Consider the following 26,150-nt stretch of genomic DNA (forward strand, 5'->3'; position numbering starts at 1 on the left):
CCTATTGATCAGAGGTGTCCGGTTCCAAAACGAGCGGGTTGGGCAGCGCGGCCCACTGGTCACCGGGGGTTCGCGGGGACAACCGCATCAGGGTCAGCGCCTTGGCCGGCAGCGGTCCCTCGCGCAGCGCGCCCAGATCGGCGGTGCGCGGTACGTCCGGCAGGGCCGCGGCCAGTGCGGCCCGCAGCGCCGGCCCCGAACCCGCGGCCCCGGCCAGCGCCCCCGCCACCAGCGAGCCGAACAGCTTGCGGCGCAGGGCCGGCACATCGTCCGTGACCAGCCGGCCCGTCAGATCGGGCGGGGTGATGCCGTGCCGGGCCAGCCGGGCGGGACTGATCCGGATGTCGGCGAGGTCGCGATAGACGAGACGCAGCGGATCGCCCGCCTCGGACAGCACCACCAGCAGATTCTGACCGTGCGCCTCCAGGGCCACGCCCCACTCCAGCAACCGCAGCCCGACGGTGAGCGTGAGCCGGGCGAGCGCCGTCAGCCGGCCGGGGCTGTCCGGCAGACCGGTGCCGGCCAGCGCCGCCACCGGGAGCACATACTCGCCCGGCCCCGCGAACCGCTGCGGTGACTCGCGCAACGCGGCTGCCAGATCAGGGGAGTTCGCGGTGGCCGCGCCCAGCGTGCGGGTGATGTGCAGCAGCCCGCCCATGCGGTCCGACAGGCTCTCCGCGAACGCCGACAGGGTCGCGGAGGCGCCCACCGAGTACACCGAGATGTCCCGCACCGAGGACGTCAGCCGGGTGCTCAGGGCGGTCTTGACGTGCGGGCCGCCGGGGACGGCGAGGGTGCGCAGGGACATCAGCGGATGGGCCGAAGGACCCGGCTCGCAGGGCGACTTGAGAACATGGGCGGCCTGCCACGGGTGCACCGGGATCAGCAGCCGGTCCCCGTCCCGCAGCTCCGCGGGCCACGCACCCGTCAGCAGGCACTCCGACGCCGCGACCGGCACCGTCCCCAGCTCCACCACCGGCCGGTGCTCCGGCCCGTACGCGAACTGCTCCGCCACCGAGAAACCCGGCCGGGAACGGCAGTTGGGGTGGAACGGATGGCCGTCGACCACCCGCTGCTCCCACTCCCAGTCCCGCCGCGGCCAGCCGCCCGACGGTTCCGTCCTGCCCGCCCGCGACAGCGCCAACGAGGCGACGCTGTGCGCCAGTTCTTCCGCGAAGCCCGCCGCGTTCGGCACCGCGAGAGCCATCAGCAGCCGGGCGGGGTCGTCGTACCCCGTACCGTCCAGGGACACGGTGGTCACATACGCGTCGGTCGCGTACGGATCCGCGCGCGGCCCGCGCAGCGTGCGGCCGTCGGCGAGCCGCAGCACGAGCCCGTGCGCCCCGGCCGTCCGGCGGGCGATCCACGGCAGCGGCTCATGGGCCAGCGCCCGCCACAGGCGGGTCAGCACGGCCGCGCGGGCACCGGGCAGCTCGGCCGCGTACCGCGGCACGAGGCCGGGCCGCAGCCCGGCCAGCTCGGCGGCCACCTGGGCCTCGGCGGTGGGGGGACGGTGCACGGGCGGGCTCCTCGGATCCGGATGGGTGGCAGGAATGCCGGGTTCGAGAGACATACTGATCGCGATCGGACCGTGCGGCCGCACCACACCGTGTGGGCCGTGCCACCTGTGGACGCAGAACGACGAATGGACCGCGTGGACCCCATGCCCCCCAGCGACGACATCGGGGCGCGCGCCGACGCGTATGCCGCCGCGCCCCTGCTCAACTGCCTGCTCCGGGAGATCGCCGAACCGCTCCCGGGGCCCGGCGAGCCGCGCGCCCACCGGCTGCCCGGCAGCGGCCGGCTGCTGCGCGTGCGCGGCGGTCGGCGGCCCGCCGCACCCGAGGTCCACGCGGCCGGCGCCTGGCACCGCATCGGCCACACCGAGCTGGTCAAACTGGTCGCCGACGAACTGCGCCGGCACACCGGGCTGTCCAACGACGACCTGCTCACCGAGATGATCGACAGCCGCGACGCGATCGCCGCGCTGCTCACCGCGCGCGCCGGGGCGACACCGCCCGACGACCCGTACCGGCTCTCGGAGCAGTCCCTCGTCACCGGCCATCCCCACCACCCGGCGCCCAAGGCCCGCGGCGGCGGCCCGGTGCACCGCTGGCTGCCGTACGCCCCCGAGGCATACGCCCGCTTCCCGCTGGTGCTGCTCGGCGTGCGCGCGGACACGGTGGTCGAGGAGGGCGACACCACGGCGCTGGACACCCTCGGCGCCGCACCGCCCGGCTACCGGCTGCTGCCCGCCCACCCCTGGCAGCTCGACCTGGTCGCCCGTACCCTCGCGCCCGCCTTCGCCGACGGACGCCTGCTGCGGCTGGGCACGACCGCGTCGAACGCGTGGCCCACCGCGGCGATCCGCACCCTGTACGCACCCGGGCACGATCTGTTCCTGAAGTTCAGCCTCGATGTGCGCATCACCAACGACATCCGCCGGCTGTGGCGTCATGACCTGCTCGAACTGGGCCGCACCGACGTCGCCGCGAGCCACGCCTTCGCCGCCTTCGACGGCACCGCGGCCTGGCTCGGGGACCGCGGCTACCGCACCGCCGCCTTCGCCTTCGAGGAACTGGCCGTCCTGGTCCGCGACGGGCTGCGCGGCCATCTGCTGCCCGGCGCGACCCCGCTGCTCGCCGCCGGACTGGTGGAGGGCTTCACCGGTGACCCACTGGCCACCGCCGCCGACCCGGCGACCTGGTGGGCGGCGTATCTGCGCCAGGTCGTCCCGCCCGCCCTCGCCGCCTTCGCCGACCACGGCGTGGTGATCGAGGCGCACCTGCAGAACACTCTGGTCGCCGTGGACGGTGCCGGAACGCCGGTGCAGGCCCTGTTCCGGGACGCCGAGGGCGTCAAGCTGCTCCCGGACGTGTCCCGGGCGGCCGGCTGGGAGCGGCTGGTGTACTGCCTGGTCGTCAACAACCTCATCGAGGTCGCCGCCGCCCTGGCCGAGCGCCACCCCGGATACGACCCCTGGCCGGCCGTCCGCCGCGAGCTGGCCCGGCACGACCTGCCCGAGGCCCGCGCACTGCTCGCCTCGCCCACCCTGCCCGGCAAGACGAACCTGCTGCTGCGCTGGACCCGCGCGGACGGCGCGGACGCCCGCTACCTCCCCCTGCCGAACCCCCTGACGCACGACACCTGACCCGCTCTCGCAAAGCCGGTCAGGAGGCGTCCCGGCCCACCAGGTCGATCACCAGATGCCGGACGGCGTGCAGGGCTGGGTTGTCGTCGTTCGCCCGCCAGGCGGCGACGAGTTCGACGGGCTCACCCTCGATCCCGACCACCGGGCGGAGCACGATGCCGTCCAGTCCGAGCGCCTCGGCTGCCCGGGGGACCAGCGCGAGTCCCAGCCCGGCTCGCACCAGCGCCAGGATCGTGTGCACCTGGCTGAGGTGGTGTACGTACCTGGGCACGATCCCGGTACTGCGGAAGATGCTGACCAGCACCTCGTAGAAGTAGCGGGCTTCGGCTGGTGAGTACATGACGAACGGCTCGCCGTCGAGGTCGCGTACGTGCGGCACCCGGTCCGGCGCGGCCAGTGGGTGCCCGGCTGGGATCGCGGCCAGCAGGGCCTCCCGGTGCAGGGGGCGGTGATCGAGCCCGGTGCCGGGGACGGGGGGACGGACGAGGCCCAGGTCCAGTTCCCCGGAGCGCAGATTCTCCAGCTGCGTTCCGGACACCCGCTCGCGCAGCACCAGATCGACGCCCGGCAGCCGGGCGTGGATGCCGCCGACGATGGCGTCGAGCACCGAGTGCGCGGACGATGCCGTGAAGCCCAGTGCCACTGTCCCGATCTCGCCTGCGGGCACGCGGCGTACCGACAGTGCCGCCTGCTCGGACAGCCCGAGAATGCGCCGGGCGTCGCTCAGGAACGCCTGTCCGGCCGCGGTGAGCCGGACGGACCGTCCGATCCGGTCGAACAACTCGACGCCCAACTCGCGCTCCAGCAGTTGGATTCGCCGGGACAGCGGGGGCTGGGTCATCGACAGCCGTTCCGCCGCGCGGCCGTAGTGCAGTGTCTCGGCGACGGCGACAAAGCTCTCCAGCTGATTCAGCGTAAACATCAATCCATTATAGGTATCAGTTGATGCCCAGGAAGTGTTGGACGTGCATCGTTTTCGTTCTTATGGTTCATCGCAATCGCTGTCGCGCATGCCCCCCAGGAGGAAACGCTGATGCCCACCATTACCCCCACCGAGCTTGCTGAGCGCCTCGGCTCCGGGCTGCTGTCGTTTCCCGTCACCCACTTCACCCGCGACCTGGCGTTCGACGAGCCCGCCTACCGGGAGAACATCGTCCGCATGAGCCAGTACGAGATCGCCGGTCTGTTCGCCGCCGGCGGGACGGGGGAGTTCTTCTCCCTGACCCCGCAGGAAGTCGGCACCGTGCTCCGAGCCGCCGTCGACAGCGCGCCCAAGGGCACCCCGATCCTCGCCCCGGCCGGACACGGCACCGCGCAAGCGGTCAGCATGGCCCGCGATGCCGAGGCAGCCGGCGCCGACGGCCTGCTGCTGTTCCCGCCGTACCTCACCGAGGCCTCCCCGGAGGGTCTCACCGCTCATGTGCGCGCGGTCTGCGAATCCACTTCGCTGGGCGTAGTGCTTTACAGCCGCGCGAATGCCGTGTACACATCGGAAACAGTCGCCACGCTCGCCGACACCTGCCCGAACCTGATCGGCATCAAGGACGGTGTCGGTGACCTGGAGCGGATCACGCAGATCTACTCGCGTCTCGGTGACCGCCTGGTCTATATCGGCGGGCTGCCGACGGCGGAGACGTTTGCGCTGCCGTACCTGGAGTTGGGCGCCACGACCTACAGTTCGGCGATCTTCAACTTCCTGCCCGAGTTCGCCCTGACCTTCTACAACGCGGTGCGGGCACGGGATCGAAAGAAGGTGCGTCGACTGCTTGACGACGTCGTGCTGCCTTACACCGCGATTCGTGACCGCAAGGCGGGCTACGCGGTGAGCATCGTCAAGGCCGGCATGGATCTGGCCGGACACCCCGCCGGTCCGGTGCGGCCGCCGCTGACGGACCTGGATGACTCCGAGCGTGACCTGCTCGCCGGTGTCATCGAGACGTCACGCACCGCCATCGCCTGACGCCACCCATCTGATGAAGCGCAAGGAGACACCCGTGTCCGCTCTTCCCCGGACCAGCCCCGCCGGTGTCATGGTCATCGGAGCCGAACCCGTCATCGGCACGGGTGAGGAGATCCGGTCCGTCGATCCCCGTACCGGCGCGGCTCTCGATCCCGGGTACCCCGCGGCGTCGGCCGCGCATGTCGAGCGGGCTTGTGCGCTGGCGGAGCGGGCGCATCCGGTGTTTCGGGCGACCACCGCCGAACGGCGTGCCGAGTTCCTCGAACGCATCGCAGATCTGCTCGACGAACGCCGGGATCCGCTGGTTGAGCGCGCTCACACCGAGACCGCGCTGCCTCGGGCGCGGCTCATCGGCGAAGTCGGTCGCACCAGTGGTCAGCTGCGGCTGTTCGCCGCGGAGCTGCGGGCCGGGACATGGCAGGGTGCCCGCATCGATCCGGCACAGCCCCACCGCGAACCCCTGCCACGCGCCGACATCCGGCAGCGCCGGATATCGCTCGGCCCGGTCGCGGTGTTCGGCGCGAGCAACTTTCCCCTGGCCTTCTCCACCGCCGGGGGCGACACCGCATCGGCGCTGGCCGCCGGGTGCCCGGTGGTCGTCAAGGCGCATCAGGCCCATCTGGGTACCGCAGAGCTGGTGGCGCGGGCGATCGCCGAAGCAGCGGCTGACACGGGTATGCCCGAGGGAGTGTTCTCCCAGCTCGTCGGCAGCGGAGCCGATGTAGGCACCCTGCTCGTCAGCGATCCGAGGATTCGTGCCGTGGGCTTCACCGGGTCCCGCAAAGGCGGGCTGGCGATCGCGGCCACGGCCGCCGCTCGGCCTGTGCCGATCCCGGTGTACGCCGAGATGAGCAGCATCAATCCCGTGCTGCTGCTTCCCGCGGTGCTCGAATCCCGCGGCGCCGAGCTGGGCGCCGCGTTCGCCGGATCACTGACACTCGGCGCCGGTCAGTTCTGCACCAACCCTGGGTTGGTCCTTGCCGTCGAGGGACCGGGCCTCGATGCGTTCACCAGGGCCGCGGCCGACGCCGTCGCCGCCGACGGTGGAGCCACCATGCTCACCACGGGCATGGCCCACCACTACGCTGCCACCGGTGACGCCCTTGCGGCCCGGGACGGCGTCGACGAGTTCGCAAGCGGCAGCCGGCCCGACAGCGCGGCTTGCGGCCGCGCCCGGCTGCTGACCGTCGAGGGCGCCCGGTTCGCCGCCGATCCGGAGCTGCAGGCTGAAGTCTTCGGCGCGACATCGCTGCTCGTCCGATGCGCGGACACCGCCGAGCTGACCGCGGCGGTGCGCACGCTGGAAGGTCAGCTCACCGCGACCGTGCACGCCGACGAGGCCGATCATCCACTCGCCGCGAAGCTGCTGCCGCTCCTGGAGGAGCGAGCGGGGCGCGTCCTGTTCAACGGCTGGCCCACAGGAGTCGAAGTCGGCCACGCGATGGTGCACGGTGGCCCGTTCCCGGCCACGACCGACCCGCGCAGCACATCCGTCGGGACGCTCGCGATCGAGCGCTTCCTGCGACCCGTCGCTTATCAGAACGTGCCGACCGCGCTGCTGCCTGCCGAGGTTCGTGACGAAAACCCGCTCGGTGTGTGGCGTCGACTCGACGGTGAACCCAGTCGAGACGCGCTCACCGCCAACAGCGCCGGTTGACCGGCCGGCCGGGCAAGGCGCTCGTCCACCCGGCCAGGTCCAGCCCCCCACGACTGCCCAGTGGTACCCCTTCCAGTGTTGTGAGGACGCAATGACACCACGATGGCTCTCGCCACCGCTCCCTGCCACAGGCCCCTGTCGGCAGCCACACCCCCAGTCGGCAACCGCGGCCATACCCGCGCACGACGCGCCATGTGAGGGGTTTTGCCATGGCCACTCCTGAAGTCCGCGAGGTCGGTTCGGACGGCCCGCGTCAGTCCGTGCCCGAGACAGCGCTCGGTGAAGCGGCGGCGCCCCAGCCGAAACGGTTCAGCCGTGACTCGATCGTGGCTGGTGCGAAAGCAGTCGCGGGGATCATCGGGCTCTTCGTCGTCTGGCAACTGCTGGTGACCATCATCGCCCCGCCGGAGTACCTGTTCGTCGGGCCGGTCTCGGCCTTCGCCGAGCTGTTCGACCGGCCCGATTACTTCGCGAGCAACACCCTCGTCACGTTGCAGGAGGCGCTCGCCGGGTTTGCGCTCGGCACCGCGCTCGGGGTTCTGTGCGGCGCGGCGCTGCACTACTCGCAAACCGTGCGCAGTTTCCTCTACCCCGCGCTCATCGCGATCGACACCATCCCCAAGGTGGCGCTCGCACCGCTGTTCATCGTGTGGTTCGGGTTCGGCTTCGAGTCGAAGGCGTTCGTCGCGATGGCCATCGCGTTCTTCCCCTTGGTGATCAACACCTATGACGGCCTGAGTTCGGTACCCCACGAACTGCAGGAACTCGCACGGATCAACAAGGCATCGGCATGGAAGAAGATGGCGAAGATCGATTTCATCTACGCGATCCCGTCGATCTTCTCCGGAGCGAAGATCTCCATCTCGCTCGCCGTGGGTGGGGCGGTCGTCGGTGAATTCATCGCCGGCTCGAAGGGGTTGGGATACGTCATCCTCCTCGCCAACAGCCAGGTCGACCTCCCGTCGATGTTCGCGGCCTTCATCGTGCTCGCCGCCATCGCCCTGGCCTTGTTCTTCATCGTCGACTTCGCGGGGCGAAAGCTGGTCCCGTGGAAGACCCACGCAAAGTGACCGGGGATCGGAGACTCGATGCGTAACTCGATTCGCCGGATCGCCGCGATCGGCGGGGCGGTGCTCCTCCTGTCCGTTTCGGGCTGCGCGAGCAACAGCGGGAAGAACTCGATGACCCTCATGCTCGACGTGGGGTACCTGCCGAAGCACGCGCCGTTCTTCTCGGCCGTCGAGCGGGGCTTCTTCAAGGCGGAGGGCATCGACCTCACGGTCATGCCCGGGTCCGGTTCGACCAACACGGTCACCTCCGTCGTCACCGGCAAGGTCGACGTCGGCTGGGCGGACTTCGGCGCCACGGTCACGGCTCAGGGCAGGGGCGTCAAAGTCAAGCAGGTCAACCTCCTGCAGGCCAGGTCCGCCTACGCGGTCGTCGGCCTCGCAGGCAGCGGAATCAAGGGATGGGCCGACCTGCGGGGCAAGACGGTCGCCACCGAGGGCGGCGGTGCGATGACCGCGATGTGGCCGTTCGCGATGAGCAAACTGGGGCTCAAGGAGGGCGATGTCAACGTCGTTTCCGCCTCAAGCGCATCGAAGATCCCCGGGCTGCTGGCCGGGCAGTGGGACGCCAACCTCGCCCTGTACGTCTCCGACCAGCCGGCCATTGACGCACTCGGCCGGAAGGCAGTCGTGCTGAAGTGGTCCGACCTGGGCATCAACCTCTACGGCAACGGGATCGTCGTCTCCGACGAGAAGCTCAAAAAAGATCCCGACCAGGTGCGGCGGTTCAACCGGGCGATGCAGAAGGGCTTCCTGTGGGCCTGCCAGCACCCGGCCGACGCCGCGAGTGATTTCCAGAAAGAGGTCTCGGGCTACGAGACCAAGACCATCACCCTCGCGATCCGCGCGCAGTGCGGTCTCAACTGGGGCACCGGTAAGTCGGCGAACCAGTTCGGCGTCATGGACGACGCCGGCGTCCAGAAATCGATCGACGTCGCCAGTCGGTTCCTCGGCCTGAACCCGGAGGCCAATCTCACGCCCAAGGACGTGTACAGCAACTCCTACCTGGAGCCGCTGCACGCCAACGAGAAAATCCAGGCGCCGTGACGGCCGGACGGAGAATCACATGAACAACGAGTACGCCATCTCGGTCAACAACGTGGAAAAGACCTACCGATCACGGGACGGCCAAGAAAACACGGTGCTCAAGGGCCTGGACTTCCATGTGAAGCCGGGACAGTTCGTCTCGATCGTCGGACAGTCGGGCAGCGGCAAGACCACGCTGCTCAAGACGATCTCCGGCCTGCAGGAGCCCACCGAGGGCGAAATCCTGGTCAAAGGGCGGCCGATCCAGGAAGGGATCGAGGACATCGCCATGGTGTTCCAGAGCCCTGTGCTCCTGCCGTGGCGCAACAACATCGACAACGTGCTCCTGCCCCTGGAGTTCCGCGGCGCCCGCACCGACGCATCACGCCGCTACGCCCAGGAACTGCTTGAGATGGTGGGGCTGGGCAACAAGGCCAAGCACTACTCCTACGAGCTGAGCGGCGGGATGCAGCAACGGGTGGCCATCTGCCGCGCGCTGGTCTCCCACCCCGAACTGCTGCTCATGGACGAGCCCTTCGGCGCGCTCGACGCCATGACCCGCGATTCGATGAACTTCGAGATCCAGCGCATCTGGCAGACCACGGGGTGCAGCGTCCTGTTCGTGACCCACAGCATCTCCGAGGCGGTCTGGCTCGGCGACCGGGTGGTCGTCGTCGGCGACCGCCCGGGCCGGATCGTCGCCGACATCGCGATCGACTTCCCACGGCCCCGGGGCAAAGAGCACCGGTTCTCCGCGGCTTTCTCCGACTACACAACGGAAATCGAATCCCACATCGGAGTCATGACCGGAATCAGCTGACCACCGTCGGCCCGGACGCCGACACCCACATCGACATCATAGGAGCCCCCATGCTGAGCCTCAGCGCAGATGCCTCGCAGGTCGAGGAAACCTACGGACTCAACGCACGTAAGAGCCTCCTGTTCTCCGCGATTCGCCTCGACTCCTACCCGTTCGTCGCACCGTTGATCGCACGGACCGACAAGGGCCAGTGTCTGCTCGTGCGCCAACAGGAGCAGGGCAACGCCCTCTCCGCCGGAGTCCCGAAGGACCAGATCAGGTTCTATGCCCCCTGGGTCACGATCGACCCCCGAGTCGTCGCCGACACGCCCGTCTCGGAGTCTTTGACGAGCCTGGTGCAGGAACTCGCCGACGGCGCTGCGGTGAGCCTCGCCGCCGACGTCGTCTACAGCCACTACCGCACGCTGTCCGGCTCCGTCGAACTCGTCGTCGCCGACCAGGACCCCACCCCCGTGACCGCATACGAGCTCGACCTCGATGAGGTCGTGGCGAGGTTCGCGGCGTGGCGCGAGACGGGCGTCGACACCGCGCGACGGCTCATCAAGGACATCGAACACCTCTCCGGCCTGGCGGACGAGTTCACCACCGGCGAGGACAGCCGGTTCTCGGCGCTGAAAACGCTCGTCGGGGACCGCTCCCTCGACGCGCTGCTCCTCGCGGCGCCGCCCAACTTCACCGAGGCGACCGGGTTCGCGCAGCCGGAGGGCGCGGTCGGCCTGTGGCTGGCCGGTTCGGACAGGCTGATCGTGCTGGCGCCCGAGGGAACCTCGGGTGTCTCCGGGGCGGCCGTCGGCCGGTTCCCGTCCATCGGCGCCGCCGTCCGAGCACTGGCCGGCGGCGTACGGACCGGGGTCGAGGACGAGTGGATCAGCGTCGGCCTGGCCCGCGAGCTTGAGCGCGAGGGAGCGGAACTGGTTCCGGTCTCGACCGACCTCGGCCACTGGCGCGACATCCGCGACCACGAGGACCTCGCCTTCCAGGTCGTCGCGGCCCGGGCGAGCGTGTTCGCCATCGAGGAGGCGCTGGCCTGGGCGGAGCAGGGCCTCGACGCCGGCCGCTCGTTCACCGAGCTGGACATCAACGCGGTGTACCTCAAGAAGATCGCCGAGTTCCGCACGGTGAACGAGATCCCCTTCGGCATCGAGCCGTACTTCACCAACCTCCACTCGTCGAACCGGATGCTTTTCCCTGGCCCGCCGGTCGACTACCCGATCAACGACGAGACGACTTGCATCCAGCTCGACGCCGGAGTGCGCATCGTGTTCGACGGGGTCAACGTCGCCACCTCCGACATGGCCCGTTCGCTGCCCCGCACCGCAGCCGCGAAGGAGGCGTACAACTTCTTCTTCGACGTGGTGCGTGAGGGCATCATCGGGCAGCTCAAGCCCGGCGTGGTGTGCGAGGACGTGCATGAGGGAACCTTGCGCTACCTGGCACCGCACCTGGACCGGATGGTCCAGATCGGGATGCTGGGGACGGACGTCGACTTCAACACGGAGTACCGCAAGCGCAACGTCGGCCACCTCATGGGTAAGCAGGAGTCGTTCGCCAACGAACTCCGGCCCGGCTACAAGCACGTCCTCAAGGTCGGTTCGTACGGCGCCGCCGAGATACCTTGGCGCTACGAGAACGCGGCAATCGGCACCGAGGACCTCTGGTACATCGGACGTGACCGTACCTACGTCCTGAGCATGCGATGACGGCTGAACTGCCCACGCCCAACGGCCAAATCGTGAACCGGGATGCAACATGACTGACGTGCAGGAGCGCCTCAGGGCGCTCTCCATCGAGCTGCCGGTGCTCGGGGCGCCCCGCTACGCGTACGAGGCGACCGCTCGATGGGGCGATGTGCTCTATGTGTCCGGCCAGATCTCCCGGACGGCCTCCGGCGAGATCCTGCGGGGCCGCCTGGGAGACAGCGCCACCCTGGCCGACGGAGTGACCGCCGCGAGAACCGCTGCGCTCAACCTCCTGGCGCGGATAGATGACGCGGTCGGCCTCGACAATGTGCGCATACTGAAGCTCAATGCCTGGGCCTTGAGTTCACCGACCTTCGTGGACCAGCCGTCGGTGATCGACGGGGCGTCGCAGCTGTTGCTCGACGTCCTTGGGGACGCGGGCCGGCACGCTCGAACCGCCTTGCCGGCCCACGTGCTGCCTCAAGGTGCGCTGGTGGAACTCGACGCCACGGTCGCCATCCGCAGCTAGGAAACATAGGTGCCTGCGATCAAGGGCCGGCCGTGTGAGGTCCTTGATCCAGGTCATGGCGGTCCAGGCCGCTCGTGGATGGGAAGGGCGAAAGGGCGTGTAGCCTGGGGAAAATGTTGCGTGAGGTCACTGCGACCCGTTATATCGCGCCGCTGCGCGAGGGCGGCTCCGTGCCCGGGATCGTCGAGGCCGACGATCTCGGGACGTACGTCGTGAAGTTCACCGGCTCGGCGCAGGGGCGCAAGGCGCTGGTCGCCGAGGTGATCGTGGGCGAGCTGGCGCGCGCCCTCGGACTGCGCTTCCCCGAACTGGTCCTGGTGCGTTTCGACCCCCAGATCGCCGCGCACGAGCCGCACCAGGAGGTGCGTGACCTCCACGGCGCCAGCGCCGGTGTCAACCTCGGCATGGACCTTCTGCCGGGCGCGCGGGACTTCACTCCCGAGGTGGCGCGGACCTTCGCCGTGGACCCGGTGGAGGCGGGCCGGGTCGTCTGGCTCGACGCGCTGACCGTCAACGTCGACCGCACGGTGCACAGCTCCAACCTGATGATCTGGCCGACCCTCGGCATCGCGCCGCCGCGGCTGTGGCTGATCGACCACGGCGCGGCCCTCGTCTTCCACCACCGCTGGGACGGCGCGGACCCCGCGAAGGCGTACGACTTCCGGCACCACGCCCTCGGCCGCGTCCGCGTCCCGGGCCCCGCCGGGGCGGCGGGGACGTCCGCGGCGCCGGACGTCCGCGCGGCCGACGCCGAGTTGGCGCCCCGGGTGACGCGGGACCTGCTGCGCGAGGTCGCGGCGGCGGTACCGGACGCGTGGCTGGCCGGGGAGCCCGGCTTCGCGACACCGGACGCGGTCCGGCAGGCGTACGTCGACTATCTGCACGCGCGCGTGCGGGCGTCGTCGGCCTGGGTCCCCACGGACTTCCCCACCGGGGAGGAACGCGCCGCCGAGGAGGCCCTGCGGGCGGCACGCACCCAGGAAGGCCGCCCGAAGTGGCTGAAGCGGGTCCCCGACCTGCATGGCAGACCGGGGGCGGAACAGGATTGGTCGGTGCACCTGGGATGACCCAGCGCGTGGAGATCGAGTACTGCACCCGGTGCCGGTGGCTGCCCCGCGCGGCCTGGCTGGCGCAGGAGTTGCTCACCACCTTCGAGGCCGAGCTGACGGAACTGGCCCTGAAGCCGGGCACGGGCGGTGTCTTCGTCGTCCGGGTGAACGACGAGGTCGTGTGGGACCGGCGGGAGCAGGGCTTCCCCGAGCCGACGGCCGTGAAGCGGGTCGTGCGCGACCGGGTGGCCCCGGGCAGGTCCCTGGGCCACTCGGACGGCTGAGGGCGGACGTCCGCGGCCGGCCTCGGCCCGCCGGCCGTTCGTGGTCGGCTTCAGCCCGCCAGCCGTTCGTACGCGGGCAGCGTCAGGAAGTCCGCGTAGTCCTCGTCGAGGGCGACCTGGAGCAGCAGGTCGTGCGCCTGCTGCCAGTGTCCGGCGGCGAAGGCCTCCTCGCCGATCTCGGCGCGGATGTCCGCCAGTTCCTCGGCGGCGACCCTGCGGGCCAGTTCGGGGGTGGCCTTCTCGCCGTTCTCGAACTCGACGCCCGCGTCGACCCACTGCCAGATCTGGGAGCGGGAGATCTCGGCGGTGGCCGCGTCCTCCATGAGGTTGAAGATGGCGACCGCGCCCAGGCCGCGCAGCCATGCCTCGATGTAACGGATGCCGACCTGAACGGCGTTGACCAGGCCCGGGTAGGTCGGCCTGGTGTCGAGGGAGTCGATGGCGATCAGGTCGGCCGCCGTGACGTGGACGTCTTCGCGCAGCCGGTCCTTCTGGTGCGGCCGGTCGCCGAGCACCTTGTCGAACGACTCCATCGCGATCGGGACCAGATCGGGGTGGGCGACCCAGGAGCCGTCGAAACCGTCGTGCGCCTCCCGGTCCTTGTCCGCTTTCACCTTCTCGAAGGCGACCTTGTTGACCGCCTCGTCGCGGCGCGACGGGATGAACGCGGCCATGCCGCCGATCGCGTGCGCGCCGCGCTTGTGGCAGGTGCGGACGAGGAGTTCGGTGTACGCGCGCATGAACGGGGCCGTCATGGTGACGGCGTTGCGGTCCGGCAGCACGAACCTCGGCCCGCCGTCCCGGAAGTTCTTCACGATCGAGAACAGATAGTCCCAGCGGCCCGCGTTCAACCCGGAGGCGTGGTCGCGGAGTTCGTAGAGGATCTCCTCCATCTCGTAGGCGGCCGTGATGGTCTCGATCAGGACGGTGGCACGGACGGTGCCCTGCGGAATGCCGACGTAGTCCTGGGCGAATGCGAACACGTCGTTCCAGAGGCGGGCCTCCAGGTGTGACTCCGTCTTCGGGAGGTAGAAGTACGGGCCCTTGCCGAGGTCCAGCAGGCGCTGTGCGTTGTGGAAGAAGTACAGGCCGAAGTCGACGAGGGCGCCCGGCACCCGGGTGCCGTCGGCGTCGACCAGGTGGCGCTCGTTCAGATGCCAGCCGCGCGGGCGCATCACGACCGTCGCCAGCTCGGCGTCCGGGCGCAGGGCGTACGACTTGCCGCTGCCCGGGTCGGTGAAGTCGATGTTCCGGGTGTACGCGTCGATCAGGTTGGCCTGGCCGAGGACGACGTTCTCCCAGGTGGGCGAGGAGGCGTCCTCGAAGTCCGCGAGCCACACCCTGGCGCCGGAGTTGAGCGCGTTGATGGTCATCTTGCGGTCGGTCGGGCCGGTGATCTCGACCCGGCGGTCGTTCAGGGCGGCGGGGGCCGGGGCCACCTTCCAGGTGTCGTCCGCGCGGATCGCGGCGGTCTCCGGGAGGAAGTCGAGCGTGGAGGTGCGGGCGATCTCGGCGCGGCGCTCCGCTCGGCGGGCGAGGAGCTGGTCACGGCGCGGCGTGAAACGCCGGTGCAGCTCGGCCACGAAGGCGAGCGCCGCGTCGGTGAGGACCTCCGGCTGCCGGGGCAGCGGCTCGGCGTCGACGATGGCCAGCGGGGACGGCGCTGGTACGGACATGAGCTGTCACTTCCTTCAGCGGTGGCACCGGGTGCCAGTCGTTCCGGGGGCTCGTGGAGCAGGGAGCAGGGGGCAGGGGGCAGGGGGCAGTGGGGCAGTTCTGATCAGTGGATACTAGTTTCCTCATCGTGGAAGCTCAATGGACTGCTGACGTCGAGATTCTGTGCGTCGAGGCAAGGTGGCGCCCGGTGCCACGCCGCTCACTCAAGGTGGATCAGATCCGCCTCCGTGTCGATGTCGTACGGTCGCGCCACGTCCCCGCACTCGACGAGCGTGATCGCCGCCTCGTGCGCCTTCAGATAGGCGCGGGCGCCCCGGTCCCCGGTCGCGGCGGCGGCGATGCCCGGCCAGTGGGCGGAGCCGAGCAGGACGGGATGGCCGCGCACGCCCGCGTAGGCCGCCGACACGAGGGACGCCTCGCCCCGGTAGGCGGCGCGCACCCGGGCCGCCGCCTCGGGCCCGATGCCCGGCTGGTCGACCAGCGAGACGAGGGCCGACCGGGTGTCCGTGCCCGCGAGCGAGTCCAGCCCGGCCCGCAGCGAGGAACCCATGCCGGCGGCCCAGTCCGGGTTGTCCACGAGCACGCAGCCGCCGAGGTCGGCCCGCTCCCGCACGGTCGCCGCGGCGGCGCCGAGGACCACGTGGACGCGTACGCAGCCGGCCGCGCGCAGCACCGCGACCGCGTGCTCCACCAGCGGTCTGCCCCGGTGCTCCAGCAGTGCCTTGGGCCGGCCGCCGAGCCGCCGTCCGCCGCCCGCGGCGAGCAGCAGCCCGGCGACCTGTGTCCCGTTGCCCTGGTTGTCCGTCATAGGTCCTGCATACCTGAAGCGGGGTGGAGTAGCCGGTGTCCTGGGACTGAATTTCGGTCCGCGCAGTGGCGCGGCACGCGGCGGGTGGCGTTTACTGGCCCGCGTCCCCCGGCGTCCGATCAGCGCCGCGGGTGCCGGGCTTGGACGGCGAGGGGTGCGCCGCGCGACGTGTGAGGGGGAGGGCCGTGTTGCGGAGTTTGGGGCCGATGCCGGTGACCGGCAGCGACGAGGACCCGAGAGTGACGGGGCTGCGGACCGCGGTCTCCCGGCTGCGGCGGGAACTCGCCGCGCATCCGGCCGAGTTCCGGGACCGCGCGATAGCCGAGGACGAACTGGCGGCCCTGGCCGCGATGATCTCCGACGGCAACCCGGAGATCCCGCGCCTGCGCCGCTCCCTGCTCCTGATCGCGGGCGCGATCGGCTCGGTCAGCGCCCTGTCGAGGGGCCTTGCGGAGGTACGCGCGGCGGTGGACCTGTTCGGGGAACCCCAGGCGTAGCGGCTCCGCCGGCTGGGCCGGGCCGCTGGTACCGGCGCCGTCCCGCTCGCTCGGCGCCCGCCGGTGGCACCGGTCCGTTGCGCGTCCGTCTTCGGCGCCCTCGTGGCTGGTCGCGCAGTTCCCCGCGCCCCTTCAGGGCGCTGTCGAACCGCATGTCGCCCGACCTGCTTGGATGTCGTTCCGGGCCGTCGCCGTCGCCGTCGCCGTCGCCGTCGCCGTCGCCGTCGCCGTCGCCGTCGCCGTCGTCAGGAACCGGCGCTGGCCAGGGAGCGGGACAGTTCCGTTGCCACTTGCTGGAGCACCGGCACGATCCTCTCCGTCGCCGATTCGGTGACCCGGCCCGCCGGACCGGAGATCGAGAGGGCGGCGGCCGTGGGGGAGCCGGGCACCGAGACCGCGAGGCAGCGGACGCCGACCTCCTGCTCGTTGTCGTCGATCGCGTAGCCGAGCCGGCGCACGTCCGCCAGCGCGGCCAGGAAGCCGTCCGGCGTGGTGATGGTCTTCTCCGTGGCCGCGGGCATGCCGGTGCGGGACAGCAGCGCGCGCACCTCGTCGTCGGGCACGTCCGCGAGCAGCGCCTTGCCCACCCCCGTGGAGTGCGGCAGCACGCGCCGGCCGACCTCGGTGAACATGCGCATCGAGTGCTTGGACGGCACCTGCGCCACGTACACGACCTCGTCCCCGTCCAGCAGCGCCATGTTCGCCGTCTCGCCGGTCTCCTCGACCAGACGGGCCAGATAGGGGCGGGCCCAGGTGCCGAGCAGCCGGGAGGCGGACTCGCCGAGCCGGATCAGGCGCGGACCGAGCGCGTACCGGCGATTCGCCTGCTGGCGGACGTACCCGCAGGACACGAGCGTGCGCATGAGCCGGTGGATGGTCGGCAGCGGCAGCCCGCTGCTCGTGGACAACTCGCTCAGGCCGACCTCGCCGCCGGCGTCCGCCATCCGCTCCAGCAGGTCGAAGGCGCGCTCCAGGGACTGGACCCCACCGCCGGCGGACTTGGCGGAGTCGGTGCTGTTGGCGCTGGACGGCGGCACGGCGCGTTCCTTTCGACTGGCGGGAAGGGCAGAAGCCTACCCGGCGGCCGGTTGACTCCCCGCTTGTGCGGAGTCACGTTCTGCTAGACGGAATCCTAATTCCACTTTGTGGAAACGTCCAGGGTGGGTGCCCGGAGGGTCCGTCGGGCAGTGTGCCTCTTGACGTCGGCGGAGCGGGAGTGAAGACTCCTTCAACAGATCGTTGAATTCCGTTACGTGGGTGTACATCGCGTTTCCTGGAAGTGAGCGGCGGCAGAGAGGGGCCCGGGTGTCCGACGCCGAACTGGTGCTTCGCTCGACGCGCGTCATCACCCCGGAGGGGACGCGGGCCGCCTCGGTCGCCGTCTCCGCCGGGACGATCACGGCCGTACTGCCGCACGACGCGCCCGTGGCCGAGGGAGCCCGCCTGGAAGACGTCGGCGATCACGTCCTGCTGCCCGGCCTGGTCGACACCCATGTGCACGTCAACGACCCCGGCCGCACCGAATGGGAGGGCTTTTGGACCGCCACGCGCGCGGCGGCGGCCGGCGGCGTCACCACCCTCGTGGACATGCCGCTCAACTCCCTCCCGCCGACCACCACGGTCGACCACCTCCGCACCAAGCGGGCCGTCGCCGCCGGCAAGGCCCACGTGGACGTCGGCTTCTGGGGCGGCGCCCTGCCCGGCAACGTCAAGGACCTGCGCCCGCTGCACGAGGCCGGGGTCTTCGGCTTCAAGGCGTTCCTGTCGCCGTCCGGCGTGGACGAGTTTCCGCACCTCGACCAGGAAGGGCTCGTCCGGACGCTCGCCGAGATCGCCTCCTACGACGGTCTGCTGGTCGTGCACGCCGAGGACCCGCACCGGCTCGCCGCCGCCCCGCAGCGCGGCGGCCCCAGATACGCCGACTTCCTCGCCTCCCGGCCGCGCGACGCCGAGGACACGGCCATCGCGCAGCTGATCGCACTGGCCGGACGGCTCGACGCGCGCGTGCATGTGCTCCATCTGTCGTCGAGCGACGCGCTGCCGCTGATCGCCGCCGCCCGCGCCGACGGGGTACGCATCACCGTGGAGACCTGCCCGCACTACCTCACCCTGACCGCCGAGGAAGTCCCCGACGGAGCCAGCGAGTTCAAGTGCTGCCCGCCCATCCGCGAGTCCGCCAACCGGGACCTGCTCTGGCAGGCGCTGGCCGACGGCGCGATCGACTGCGTCGTCACCGACCACTCGCCCGCCACCGCCGACCTGAAGACGGCCGACTTCGCCACCGCCTGGGGCGGCATCTCCGGCCTTCAGCTGAGCCTGGCCGCCGTCTGGACCGAGGCGCGACGGCGCGGCCACGACCTGGCGGACGTCGTGCGCTGGATGTCGACCCGCACGGCCGCGCTCGTCGGCCTCGACGCGCGCAAGGGTGCCATCGCCCCGGGCCGCGACGCCGACTTCGCCGTTCTCGCCCCGGACGAGACCTTCACCGTCGACCCGGCCCGCCTCCAGCACCGCAACCGGGTCACCGCGTACGCCGGCAAGACCCTGTACGGCGTCGTGAAGTCCACCTGGCTGCGCGGTGAACGCATCGCAGCCGACGGGGAGTTCGCCGGGCCGAAGGGCCACCTGCTGAGCCGTACCCCCTGAGCCGCCCCCGCGCACCCGCAGCGGCCGACTCCCGAAAGGAACTCCTGATCACCGTGACGGCGATGCCCAGCTTCACCGGCGACGCGATCCCCTACGGAGGCGGTGACCCGTACGCGGACTACCGCACCGCCGACTTCCCCTTCACCCACCACGCCGACCTCGCCGACCGCCGGCTCGGCGCCGCTGTCATCGCCGCCAACGACGAGTTCTTCGCCCAGCGGGAGAACCTGCTGCTGCCCGAGCGCGCCGAGTTCGACCCCGAGCGCTTCGGGCACAAGGGCAAGATCATGGACGGCTGGGAGACACGCCGGCGCCGTGGCGGCTCCGCCGGCCACCCCTGGCCCACCGCCGAGGACCACGACTGGGCGCTGGTCCGGCTCGGCGCGCCCGGCGTGGTGCGGGGCATCGTCGTCGACACCGCCCACTTCCGCGGCAACCATCCGCAGGCCGTGTCCATCGAGGGCGCCTGCGTGCCCGGCGCCCCGTCGCCCGAGGCGCTGCTGTCCGACGACGTGAAGTGGACGACGCTGGTGCCGCGCACCCCCGTCGGCGGCCACGCGGCCAACGGCTTCGAGGTCGGTGTCGGACAGCGGTTCACACACCTGCGGGTCAACCAGCATCCCGACGGCGGCATCGCGCGCCTGCGCGTGTACGGCGAGGTCGTGCCCGATCCCGCGTGGCTCGCCGTGCTCGGCACCTTCGACGTGGTCGCCCTGGAGAACGGTGGCCGGGTCGAGGATGCCTCCGACCGCTTCTACTCGCCCGCCACCCACACCATCCAGCCGGGCCGCTCCCGCACGATGGACGACGGCTGGGAGACGCGCCGCCGCCGCGACCGGGGCCATGACTGGATCCGCTACCGGCTCGCCGCCCAGGCCGCGGTCCGCGCGGTCGAGATCGACACCGCCTGCCTGAAGGGCAACAGCGCAGGCTGGGCGTCGGTGTCCGTGCGGGACGGCGAGGGCGGCGAGGGTGACGAGTGGACCGAGATCGTCCCGCGCACCCGCCTCCAGCCGGACACGAACCACCGCTTCGTCCTGCCGGAACCGGCCGTCGGCACGCACGCGCGCGTGGACATCTACCCGGACGGCGGCATCTCGCGGCTGCGCCTGTACGGCTCCCTGACCACCGAGGGCGCGACCCGCCTGACGGCCCGCCACCAGGAACTGAGCAGCTGACCCCGACAACAGCGCGGGCGCGAGACAACGCCCGAACCACAAGAAGCTGACGCGGCATGGCCGACGTCGACGGCGCACTCGGTGCCTGTGATGTAGGCCGTGTCCGGGCTTGTGTGGAGGGGCGGCGGCGGTCTCGTTCGGCTGGGGTTTCTGGGTGGTGGTTGGGGCGCAGCGTCTCCGGGGTGTGTACGGTGGCGCGTTCGCGGGGTGGTGCGGTGCGGGCGCGGTGCCGGCCCGCCGATGCCGCCGCGCCGCCGGAGGTTTACGCGGTGTGGCCGCCGTCGACGGCGCAGTCGGTGCTGCAGGGGTGCCGCGAGGCGTACGCGCCGCGGCGTCCGCACGCAGCGCCACCGCGCGCCGTCCCAGTGCCTCGACCGCCCGCACGACGTTCTCGGCCGCCTCCTTGCCGTGCACATAGGTGAGCGCGACGTCCGCGCCGTCCCGGGCGAGCCGCAGGACCGTCGCCGCGCCGATGCCCCGGCCGCCGCCGGTCACCAGGGCCGCCTTGCCGTGAAGAGTTCCCCGGGCCGTTTCCCGGGCTGTTCCCTGAGTCGTCATGCGTCCATCCCAGCGGGCGCCGCGGCGCCGCACCGGCGGCGAACGGACATCGACTCCGGGTGGCCGGAACTCTTCCCTCCCCGTCCCGCGTTCTCCCCTCGTGACCCTTCAGCAAGAGATCGTCGGCAACGCCATGCAGATGGTGGTCGTCAACCTGCGGCCCGGCCAGACCGTTTACTGCGAGGCGGGGAAGTTCCTCTTCAAGACGGCGAACGTGACCATGGAGACCCGCCTGTCGGGCCCGTCGGGCGACGGCGGACAGCAGCAGGGCGGCGCAGGCGGCATGGGCGGCCTGCTGCGCCAGGCGATGGGCACGGCCATGCAGGTCGGCCAGCGCGCCCTCGCCGGCGAGTCGCTGGCCTTCCAGTACTTCACCGCGCAGGGCGACGCGGGCACCGTCGGCTTCGCGGGCGTGCTGCCCGGCGAGATGCGGGCCCTCGAACTGGACGGCACACGCGCGTGGTTCGCGGAGAAGGACGCCTTCGTGGCCGCCGAGTCCACCGTCGAGTTCGGGATCGCCTTCCAGGGCGGCCGGACCGGCATGAGCGGCGGCGAGGGCTTCATCCTGGAGAAGTTCACCGGGCACGGCACGGTGATCATCGCCGGCGCGGGCAACTTCATCGACCTCGACCCGGCCGACTTCGGCGGTCGCATCGAGGTCGACACGGGCTGTGTCGTCGCCTTCGAGGAGGGCATCCGGTACGGAGTCCAGCGCGTCGGCGGCCTCAACCGCGAGGGGATCATGAACGCGGTCTTCGGCGGCGAAGGGCTGTCGCTGGCCACCCTGGAGGGCAGCGGACGCGTCATCCTTCAGTCCCTGACCATCGAGAGTCTTGCCAACGCCCTGAAGAAGGCTCAGGGCGGCGACAAGCAGGGACCGACGGGCGGGCTGTTCTCGACGCGCACCGGGTGAGGCGATGAGTTACGGGGGCGCGCGGGGTCTCAGTGCTGACCGCAGAGCCCGCACCAGGAAGCAGGAACCCGCCATGGGCAAGCTCGTCTCCACCCTCTTCGTCAGCCTCGACGGCGTCTACCAGGCACCCGGCACCCCGCGCGAGGACACGCGCGGCGGCTTCACCCAGGGCGGCTGGACCGTTCCCTACGGCGACGCGGGCTTCGCCGGGTTCATCTCCGAGGTCTTCGACCGCGCCGGTGCCTTCCTCCTCGGCCGCCGCACCTACGACATCTTCGCCGGGCACTGGCCGCGGGTGACCGACCCCGCCGACCCGATCGCGTCCCGGCTGAACTCCCTGCCGAAGTACGTCGCCTCCGCGACCCTGGACGCGCCCGGCTGGTCCGGCACCAGCGTGGTACGCGGCGACCTCGCCAAGGAGGTCACCGCCCTCAAGGAGCGGACGGACGGCGAACTCCAGGTGCACGGCAGCGGCGCCCTCGTCCGCTCCCTGCTGGACCTCGGCCTGGTGGACACCGTCCACCTGCTGACCTTCCCGGTCGTCCTGGGCGCGGGCCACCGTCTGTTCACGGCGGGTGCCACCCCGACCGCCTTCCGCCGCAGCGCCGGGCGCGTCACGGCCGCCGGCGTCTCGATCCAGACGTACGACGCCGCGGGCCGCCCCGAGTACGGCTCGTACGCACTGCCGGAGTAGGGCCGGGCGCCAGGTTAACTTCCCGCTAATTCATCGGACTCGGCGGGAAGTTCTGCCGAGTTGTCATTGACATGCCACGCTCTACGCGCGTCATCATGAGGGCATGAGATTCCCCCCACGCATCACTCGCATCGGCGCCGCGGCCGCCGTACTCTCCGCCCTCCTCGTCGGCGGCACCGTCACCGCCACCCCGGCGGCGGCAGCGGTCGGCAGCATCTGCTACAGCGACCTGCCCTCCCAGGCGTACGACACGCTCGAACTGATCGAGCAGGGCGGCCCGTTCCCGTACTCGCAGGACGGCAGCGTCTTCCAGAACCGGGAAGGCATCCTGCCGAGCCACCCCACTGGCTACTACCACGAGTACACCGTGAAGACCCCTGGCTCCTCCACGCGCGGTGCGCGCCGCATCGTCACGGGTGAGGAGTATCAGGAGGACTACTACACCTCCGACCACTACGTCAGGTTCGACCTCGTCGACTTCGACTGCTGAGGCCCCGCCGAGCGGTCCGAGGAACGGTGCGACCTGCTGGAGGTCCAGCCCTCTGCCCGGCCGGGCCTCCAGCCCCCGCGTTCCCGAGCAGGCGTGAGGTCGTTGCGTAGCCTGCGTACGTCCTCTGACAGCCGACCCGACCGTCGCGAAGGTCCCGCCCCGCATCGCGTAGGACAAACAGGGCGAACCAGCAGCCCACTCATGCACTCACGACCGCCGGCGAATCGAGGTTAAGCGCGCGGTCATACTGCCGCCGCAGTGGCGCAAACTCGCCCTCGTAGGACTTAGGCCGACACGGCGGACACGGGTCGTCCGCCGGCGGACCACATGGAGTCATCATGGGACGTTCCACCAGAAGGACTTTCATCGCCGGACTCGCCCTGGCCGGCGCGGCCGCGGTGGCGGCACCCGCTCTGGCGGCACCCGTGGCGGCGGCACCCGCGCAGGCGGTCGAGACATGGCAGTTCATCGGCAAGGACGTGTTCACCGGCGAGGCCGAGAACTCGCGCAACCAGGGCGTCACCACCGACGGCACTCACTGGTACTTCTCCAGCACCAACGGGCTGGAGATCACGGACATGCGCTACCACACGATCTTCAAAAGCTCGCCGGCCATTCCGTCCGCACTGGCCAACCCTTCGCCGCTCGCCTACAAGGGCCTGAACCACATAGGCGACATCGACTACGCCAACGGCAAGCTCTACATCTCGCTCGACAGCAGCACGCGCGATTCGGTGACCGGCAGCCGTTACGACACACCGGTGTTCGCCGTCTACAACGCCGCCGGTCTGAACTTCACCGGCCAGGCCGCTGCCCTGAACCCGCCGCACGGCGTGAAGGACATCGCAAGCTGGGTGGCCGTCGACGCGCGCAAGGGCCTCGCCTACGGCATGGCCTATGACAACGCGACGGAAATCGCCGTCTACAACCTGCGCGACTGGACGTTCAACCGATACATCCCGCTGTCGCAGACGGTCGACCAGGCCCAGGGCGGCAAGATCCATGACGGCTGGATGTACTTCGCCTCGGACGACGCGGAGAAGAACATTTCCCGCGCCAACCTGACGACCGGCGAGGTCCAGGTGCTCTTCGATCTCAAGGTTCCCTACGACCAAGAGGTCGAAGGCCTGTCGTTCCTGGAGACACCGGACGGTCTGACCCTCAACATCCTCAACCGGGAGCAGCCTGATCCGAACGGCCCCAGCAACGTCACCTTCTATCACTACCGGCTGAAGGCGCCGGGCACGCCGGTCATCAAGGGCTCGCCGAAGGTCGGCGGGTATGTGACGGCCGACCCGGGCAAGTGGACCCCGGATGCGAAGTTCGGCTACCAGTGGCTCGTGAACGGCGAGCCGGTGGCGGGCGCGACCAGGCCGCGGTTCCACCTCTTGGGCAAGTACCTCACCGACACGGTGACCGTCCAGGTCACCGGCACGTGGGCCGACGGGACGTCGCGCACCGTCGAGTCCGGTCCGCTGACGGTCGTGCCCCGCTCCGGCGCCCAGCGGTGAGGGCTCCCGACATGGGCTGACCCCCACCATGGCGACGCAGCCGGTCCCCAGCACCGGCGCGTCGCACCCGAGTCCGACCGGTGCCCTCTCCCGACCGGCACCTCCGCACCCTCACCCGCTGCCGCAGGCCATGCGTGGCGGCATCAGCATTAGGCGGGCTCCGGCCCGGGTGCAGTGGGACGCCGAGCGCGACCTGCGTCTTCAGCCGCTTCCTCACCGGTCGCTCCAGCTCGGCCTCGCCGGCGAAGCCGCGCGCCTCTACGCCGACGAGTGGATCACCTCCATCACCGACATCACCCCGCTCGCCCACACGATCCACGCCCACATACAGGTCGGCGACCTGGACGCCGCGCGGCAACTCCTGCCCCGTGAACGCCCCTACCCCGTGAAGCACGGCATCCTGGCTCACCTGAGCCAATGAGCCGGACCGTTCGAGGCGGGGAATCGACTGACCTCCCGCATCAGTCCGAAGTCCAGCACCGTCGAACGCGCCGTCGGCGAACGGCAGACGGCCGCTCAGGTCGACCATGTGCAGGGGCACGTCGTCCCCCAGTCGCCGCCTGGTCGGCGCCGGCATCTTGGCGCCGGCGTCGATGCCGGTGACGACGGCACCGTGGTCGCGCAGTGCGGCGGACAGGGGGCCCGAGCCGCGGCCGGCGTCCGGGAGCCGACGGCCGGCCACGTCTCCGGCGAGGGCCGGCATCGCGGGCCGCTCGTAGTACCCGTTCACGAGGCTGTTCTCGTTGTCCGCCGAGTACGCCTCGGCGAACCTGCCGTAGCCATTCGCCTCGGCCGGAGCGCTCCCTGCCGGAACCTTCAGGAGGCCGCCGCCGGGTGCGGGTCGCCGAGGTACGGGAAGCGGTCCAGGGTGTCGGTGTGCGGTGTCAGACCGGTGGGCGGTGCCTCGTTCTTGGTGAGGAACGCGACGCGGATGTCGATGACGTCTTCAGTGAACGTCCGGCCGTTGGGGTACGCGGCCGGCTTGGCGGGGTCGAAGTGCAGCACGTCCGGCAGGATGCCGTGCTCGTCGAGCGCGGTGGTCGCCTCCTCGGGCGTGTAGCCGCCGGTGTGGCCCAGCAGGTGGACGAACTGGTCCGTCCATCTGGCACGGTCGTTGACCGGCTCGCCGGCGTTGTACTCCTCCTTCGTGTCGTCGGTGTTGAAGAAGCTGCTCACCGACGGGTGTCCGGCCCGGTCCGCGTGGACGAGTTCGCCGTCGCGCAGGACACTGCACCGGCCCCAGATGTGCAGTTCGGGCTTGGGCGCCAGCTCCGCGGTCGGCAGTTCGATGGCCATGGAGAAGACGTTGGCCGTGACGTTGGAGTCGACGCCGGTCCACGGGGACTGCCCGCCCAGATGCGGGGCGGTGAAGTTCCGTTTGCCGCTGGTGTCGAACAGGTTCTTGATGCCGTCGAAGTCGAAGAAGAAGGCGTCGCTGCGGCTGCCGGCGGCCACCTTGTAGGCGCCGCTGTCGACCACGTTGGCCTGGGGGCCGAAGGAGACGGCGGCGTCCGACACGATCTTGGTGCCGACCGCCTCGGGGCTGCGGGACTCCGTACCGGTTGCCATCAAGACGCTGTAGGTCTGGGAGCCGTCGGCTGCCGGCGGGCTGAAGACCCAGCTGAAGGCGATGTCGGGCAGATAGTCGCCGTCGTTGTCGATGTTCAGCCGGTATACGGCGTCGGGGTGCAGGGCATCGGCGTTGGGATTGGCGTTGAGGATGAGAACGGTCCTGCTCGGGTCGCCGGGGGCTTGGAAGGCGTAGAGGTCGCACAGATCGAGGCGCTGGTCGCCGAGCGGTGGCCCAAGGCTGAGGCCGGTGAAGTGATTGGACATATCGGGCGCTTCCTCTGCTCGCTCGCTGGGAAACCGCCAGAGCGCCACGGCCATGTGACAGCTCGTGACGTAGCGGGGCGGTGCGGCCACGCTAGCCCGACGGACCAGTCCGGCCGGCGA

Annotated in this window: 23 protein-coding genes and 3 pseudogenes; 18 read left to right on the forward strand and 8 right to left on the reverse strand. The window is 70.6% G+C overall.

All coding sequences use genetic code 11. From position 1 onward, the window contains the following. Position 1: 1 nt before the first annotated feature. Positions 2-1,519, reverse strand: coding sequence for an IucA/IucC family protein (locus ACFYTE_RS08170; RefSeq protein WP_388706477.1), 1,518 nt, complete (start codon positions 1,517-1,519; stop codon positions 2-4). A gap of 126 nt (positions 1,520-1,645) precedes the next feature. On the opposite strand from ACFYTE_RS08170, the gene ACFYTE_RS08175 reads away from it, so the two are divergent. Next, on the forward strand, positions 1,646-3,151 hold the full coding sequence (locus tag ACFYTE_RS08175) for an IucA/IucC family protein (RefSeq protein WP_388706480.1): 1,506 nt from the start codon (positions 1,646-1,648) through the stop codon (positions 3,149-3,151). A 19-nt stretch (positions 3,152-3,170) separates the two neighbouring features. Here the strand turns inward: ACFYTE_RS08175 and ACFYTE_RS08180 are convergent, their stop codons facing one another. Continuing rightward, positions 3,171-4,073: a LysR family transcriptional regulator gene (locus ACFYTE_RS08180; RefSeq protein WP_388706482.1), complete on the reverse strand. Its 903-nt coding sequence runs from the start codon at positions 4,071-4,073 to the stop codon at positions 3,171-3,173. 111 nt (positions 4,074-4,184) lie between these two features. On the opposite strand from ACFYTE_RS08180, the gene kdgD reads away from it, so the two are divergent. The 9 genes from kdgD to ACFYTE_RS08225 all read left to right on the forward strand — a co-directional run bounded on the left by kdgD (position 4,185) and on the right by ACFYTE_RS08225 (position 13,222). Beyond that, on the forward strand, positions 4,185-5,111 hold the full coding sequence (gene kdgD, locus ACFYTE_RS08185) for a 5-dehydro-4-deoxyglucarate dehydratase (protein ID WP_388706485.1): 927 nt from the start codon (positions 4,185-4,187) through the stop codon (positions 5,109-5,111). A gap of 34 nt (positions 5,112-5,145) precedes the next feature. After that, positions 5,146-6,768, forward strand: coding sequence for an aldehyde dehydrogenase (NADP(+)) (locus ACFYTE_RS08190; RefSeq protein WP_388706488.1), 1,623 nt, complete (start codon positions 5,146-5,148; stop codon positions 6,766-6,768). A gap of 260 nt (positions 6,769-7,028) precedes the next feature. After that, the gene (locus tag ACFYTE_RS08195; RefSeq protein WP_388706491.1) at positions 7,029-7,838 is read left to right on the forward strand and encodes an ABC transporter permease; all 810 of its coding nucleotides are present in this window, start codon (positions 7,029-7,031) and stop codon (positions 7,836-7,838) included. A gap of 18 nt (positions 7,839-7,856) precedes the next feature. Next, a complete protein-coding gene (locus tag ACFYTE_RS08200; RefSeq protein ID WP_388706494.1) occupies positions 7,857-8,882 on the forward strand; it encodes an ABC transporter substrate-binding protein in 1,026 nt (341 codons plus the stop codon). A 19-nt stretch (positions 8,883-8,901) separates the two neighbouring features. Beyond that, the gene (locus ACFYTE_RS08205; RefSeq protein ID WP_388706497.1) at positions 8,902-9,681 is read left to right on the forward strand and encodes an ABC transporter ATP-binding protein; all 780 of its coding nucleotides are present in this window, start codon (positions 8,902-8,904) and stop codon (positions 9,679-9,681) included. 50 nt (positions 9,682-9,731) lie between these two features. Then, positions 9,732-11,381 (forward strand): M24 family metallopeptidase, encoded by a 1,650-nt coding sequence (locus tag ACFYTE_RS08210; RefSeq protein ID WP_388706500.1) that lies wholly within the window; start codon positions 9,732-9,734, stop codon positions 11,379-11,381. 49 nt (positions 11,382-11,430) lie between these two features. Next, positions 11,431-11,889: a RidA family protein gene (locus ACFYTE_RS08215; RefSeq protein ID WP_388706503.1), complete on the forward strand. Its 459-nt coding sequence runs from the start codon at positions 11,431-11,433 to the stop codon at positions 11,887-11,889. A 113-nt stretch (positions 11,890-12,002) separates the two neighbouring features. Next, positions 12,003-12,956 carry a HipA family kinase gene (locus tag ACFYTE_RS08220; protein WP_388706506.1) on the forward strand — a complete coding sequence of 318 codons (954 nt, stop codon included), beginning with the start codon at positions 12,003-12,005 and terminating at the stop codon, positions 12,954-12,956. Next, positions 12,953-13,222 (forward strand): SelT/SelW/SelH family protein, encoded by a 270-nt coding sequence (locus tag ACFYTE_RS08225; RefSeq protein ID WP_388706509.1) that lies wholly within the window; start codon positions 12,953-12,955, stop codon positions 13,220-13,222. The genes ACFYTE_RS08220 and ACFYTE_RS08225 overlap by 4 nt, the downstream gene beginning before the upstream one ends. Positions 13,223-13,272: 50 nt before the next feature. On the opposite strand, the gene aceB is transcribed toward ACFYTE_RS08225, so the two are convergent. Both aceB and ACFYTE_RS08235 read right to left on the reverse strand, forming a co-directional pair. Continuing rightward, on the reverse strand, positions 13,273-14,898 hold the full coding sequence (gene aceB / locus ACFYTE_RS08230; protein ID WP_388706511.1) for a malate synthase A: 1,626 nt from the start codon (positions 14,896-14,898) through the stop codon (positions 13,273-13,275). 200 nt (positions 14,899-15,098) lie between these two features. Next, complete coding sequence (locus tag ACFYTE_RS08235; protein WP_388706514.1) at positions 15,099-15,707, reverse strand: NTP transferase domain-containing protein; 609 nt, start codon at positions 15,705-15,707, stop codon at positions 15,099-15,101. Between the two features lie 212 nt (positions 15,708-15,919). Between ACFYTE_RS08235 and ACFYTE_RS08240 the strand changes: the two genes are divergently transcribed. Next, complete coding sequence (locus ACFYTE_RS08240) at positions 15,920-16,204, forward strand: DUF5955 family protein (protein ID WP_388706802.1); 285 nt, start codon at positions 15,920-15,922, stop codon at positions 16,202-16,204. A gap of 245 nt (positions 16,205-16,449) precedes the next feature. On the opposite strand, the gene ACFYTE_RS08245 is transcribed toward ACFYTE_RS08240, so the two are convergent. Then, positions 16,450-17,241 carry an IclR family transcriptional regulator gene (locus ACFYTE_RS08245; protein ID WP_388706517.1) on the reverse strand — a complete coding sequence of 264 codons (792 nt, stop codon included), beginning with the start codon at positions 17,239-17,241 and terminating at the stop codon, positions 16,450-16,452. 268 nt (positions 17,242-17,509) lie between these two features. Here ACFYTE_RS08245 and allB point away from each other — a divergent pair, with 268 nt between their 5' ends. Continuing rightward, entirely contained in the window at positions 17,510-18,850 is a 1,341-nt protein-coding gene (gene allB, locus ACFYTE_RS08250; protein ID WP_388706520.1) for an allantoinase AllB, read from the forward strand. A 53-nt stretch (positions 18,851-18,903) separates the two neighbouring features. Continuing rightward, positions 18,904-20,028: an allantoicase gene (gene alc, locus ACFYTE_RS08255; RefSeq protein WP_388706523.1), complete on the forward strand. Its 1,125-nt coding sequence runs from the start codon at positions 18,904-18,906 to the stop codon at positions 20,026-20,028. Positions 20,029-20,355: 327 nt separating this feature from the next. Here the strand turns inward: alc and ACFYTE_RS08260 are convergent. Beyond that, positions 20,356-20,586, reverse strand: a pseudogene (locus tag ACFYTE_RS08260) (SDR family NAD(P)-dependent oxidoreductase); the annotation flags it as partial. 100 nt (positions 20,587-20,686) lie between these two features. Between ACFYTE_RS08260 and ACFYTE_RS08265 the strand changes: the two are divergent. From ACFYTE_RS08265 to ACFYTE_RS08285, 5 genes and pseudogenes are all read left to right on the forward strand, one after another. Beyond that, positions 20,687-21,499, forward strand: a complete 813-nt coding sequence (locus ACFYTE_RS08265; protein WP_388706526.1) for an AIM24 family protein — start codon at positions 20,687-20,689, stop codon at positions 21,497-21,499. A 73-nt stretch (positions 21,500-21,572) separates the two neighbouring features. Then, entirely contained in the window at positions 21,573-22,193 is a 621-nt protein-coding gene (locus tag ACFYTE_RS08270; protein WP_388706529.1) for a dihydrofolate reductase family protein, read from the forward strand. Positions 22,194-22,296: 103 nt separating this feature from the next. Continuing rightward, the gene (locus tag ACFYTE_RS08275) at positions 22,297-22,683 is read left to right on the forward strand and encodes a ribonuclease domain-containing protein (protein ID WP_388706532.1); all 387 of its coding nucleotides are present in this window, start codon (positions 22,297-22,299) and stop codon (positions 22,681-22,683) included. Between the two features lie 338 nt (positions 22,684-23,021). Then, on the forward strand, positions 23,022-24,194 hold the full coding sequence (locus ACFYTE_RS08280) for a hypothetical protein (protein ID WP_388706535.1): 1,173 nt from the start codon (positions 23,022-23,024) through the stop codon (positions 24,192-24,194). A gap of 148 nt (positions 24,195-24,342) precedes the next feature. Continuing rightward, positions 24,343-24,615 (forward strand): annotated as a pseudogene (locus tag ACFYTE_RS08285) (DUF4291 family protein); the annotation flags it as partial. A gap of 60 nt (positions 24,616-24,675) precedes the next feature. Here ACFYTE_RS08285 and ACFYTE_RS08290 read toward each other — a convergent pair. Continuing rightward, positions 24,676-25,014, reverse strand: a pseudogene (locus ACFYTE_RS08290) (methyltransferase domain-containing protein); the annotation flags it as partial. Next, the gene (locus ACFYTE_RS08295; RefSeq protein ID WP_388706538.1) at positions 25,011-26,030 is read right to left on the reverse strand and encodes a DUF4331 family protein; all 1,020 of its coding nucleotides are present in this window, start codon (positions 26,028-26,030) and stop codon (positions 25,011-25,013) included. The pseudogene ACFYTE_RS08290 and the gene ACFYTE_RS08295, both read right to left, overlap by 4 nt. Positions 26,031-26,150 lie beyond the last annotated feature (120 nt).

This window comes from Streptomyces sp. NPDC004629, assembly GCF_042873595.1.
Classification (GTDB): Bacteria; Actinomycetota; Actinomycetes; order Streptomycetales; family Streptomycetaceae; genus Streptomyces.

Excerpts from the sequence above, each read along its gene's own strand:
- ACFYTE_RS08175 (WP_388706480.1), top strand. The coding sequence starts at position 1,646 with ATGGACCGCGTGGACCCCATGCCCCCCAGCGACGACATCGGGGCGCGC.
- ACFYTE_RS08180 (WP_388706482.1), bottom strand. The coding sequence starts at position 4,073 with ATGTTTACGCTGAATCAGCTGGAGAGCTTTGTCGCCGTCGCCGAGACA.
- kdgD (WP_388706485.1), top strand. The coding sequence starts at position 4,185 with ATGCCCACCATTACCCCCACCGAGCTTGCTGAGCGCCTCGGCTCCGGG.
- ACFYTE_RS08200 (WP_388706494.1), top strand. The coding sequence starts at position 7,857 with ATGCGTAACTCGATTCGCCGGATCGCCGCGATCGGCGGGGCGGTGCTC.
- ACFYTE_RS08205 (WP_388706497.1), top strand. The coding sequence starts at position 8,902 with ATGAACAACGAGTACGCCATCTCGGTCAACAACGTGGAAAAGACCTAC.
- ACFYTE_RS08210 (WP_388706500.1), top strand. The coding sequence starts at position 9,732 with ATGCTGAGCCTCAGCGCAGATGCCTCGCAGGTCGAGGAAACCTACGGA.
- ACFYTE_RS08215 (WP_388706503.1), top strand. The coding sequence starts at position 11,431 with ATGACTGACGTGCAGGAGCGCCTCAGGGCGCTCTCCATCGAGCTGCCG.
- ACFYTE_RS08220 (WP_388706506.1), top strand. The coding sequence starts at position 12,003 with ATGTTGCGTGAGGTCACTGCGACCCGTTATATCGCGCCGCTGCGCGAG.
- ACFYTE_RS08225 (WP_388706509.1), top strand. The coding sequence starts at position 12,953 with ATGACCCAGCGCGTGGAGATCGAGTACTGCACCCGGTGCCGGTGGCTG.
- aceB (WP_388706511.1), bottom strand. The coding sequence starts at position 14,898 with ATGTCCGTACCAGCGCCGTCCCCGCTGGCCATCGTCGACGCCGAGCCG.
- ACFYTE_RS08235 (WP_388706514.1), bottom strand. The coding sequence starts at position 15,707 with ATGACGGACAACCAGGGCAACGGGACACAGGTCGCCGGGCTGCTGCTC.
- ACFYTE_RS08270 (WP_388706529.1), top strand. The coding sequence starts at position 21,573 with ATGGGCAAGCTCGTCTCCACCCTCTTCGTCAGCCTCGACGGCGTCTAC.
- ACFYTE_RS08275 (WP_388706532.1), top strand. The coding sequence starts at position 22,297 with ATGAGATTCCCCCCACGCATCACTCGCATCGGCGCCGCGGCCGCCGTA.
- ACFYTE_RS08280 (WP_388706535.1), top strand. The coding sequence starts at position 23,022 with ATGGGACGTTCCACCAGAAGGACTTTCATCGCCGGACTCGCCCTGGCC.
- ACFYTE_RS08295 (WP_388706538.1), bottom strand. The coding sequence starts at position 26,030 with ATGTCCAATCACTTCACCGGCCTCAGCCTTGGGCCACCGCTCGGCGAC.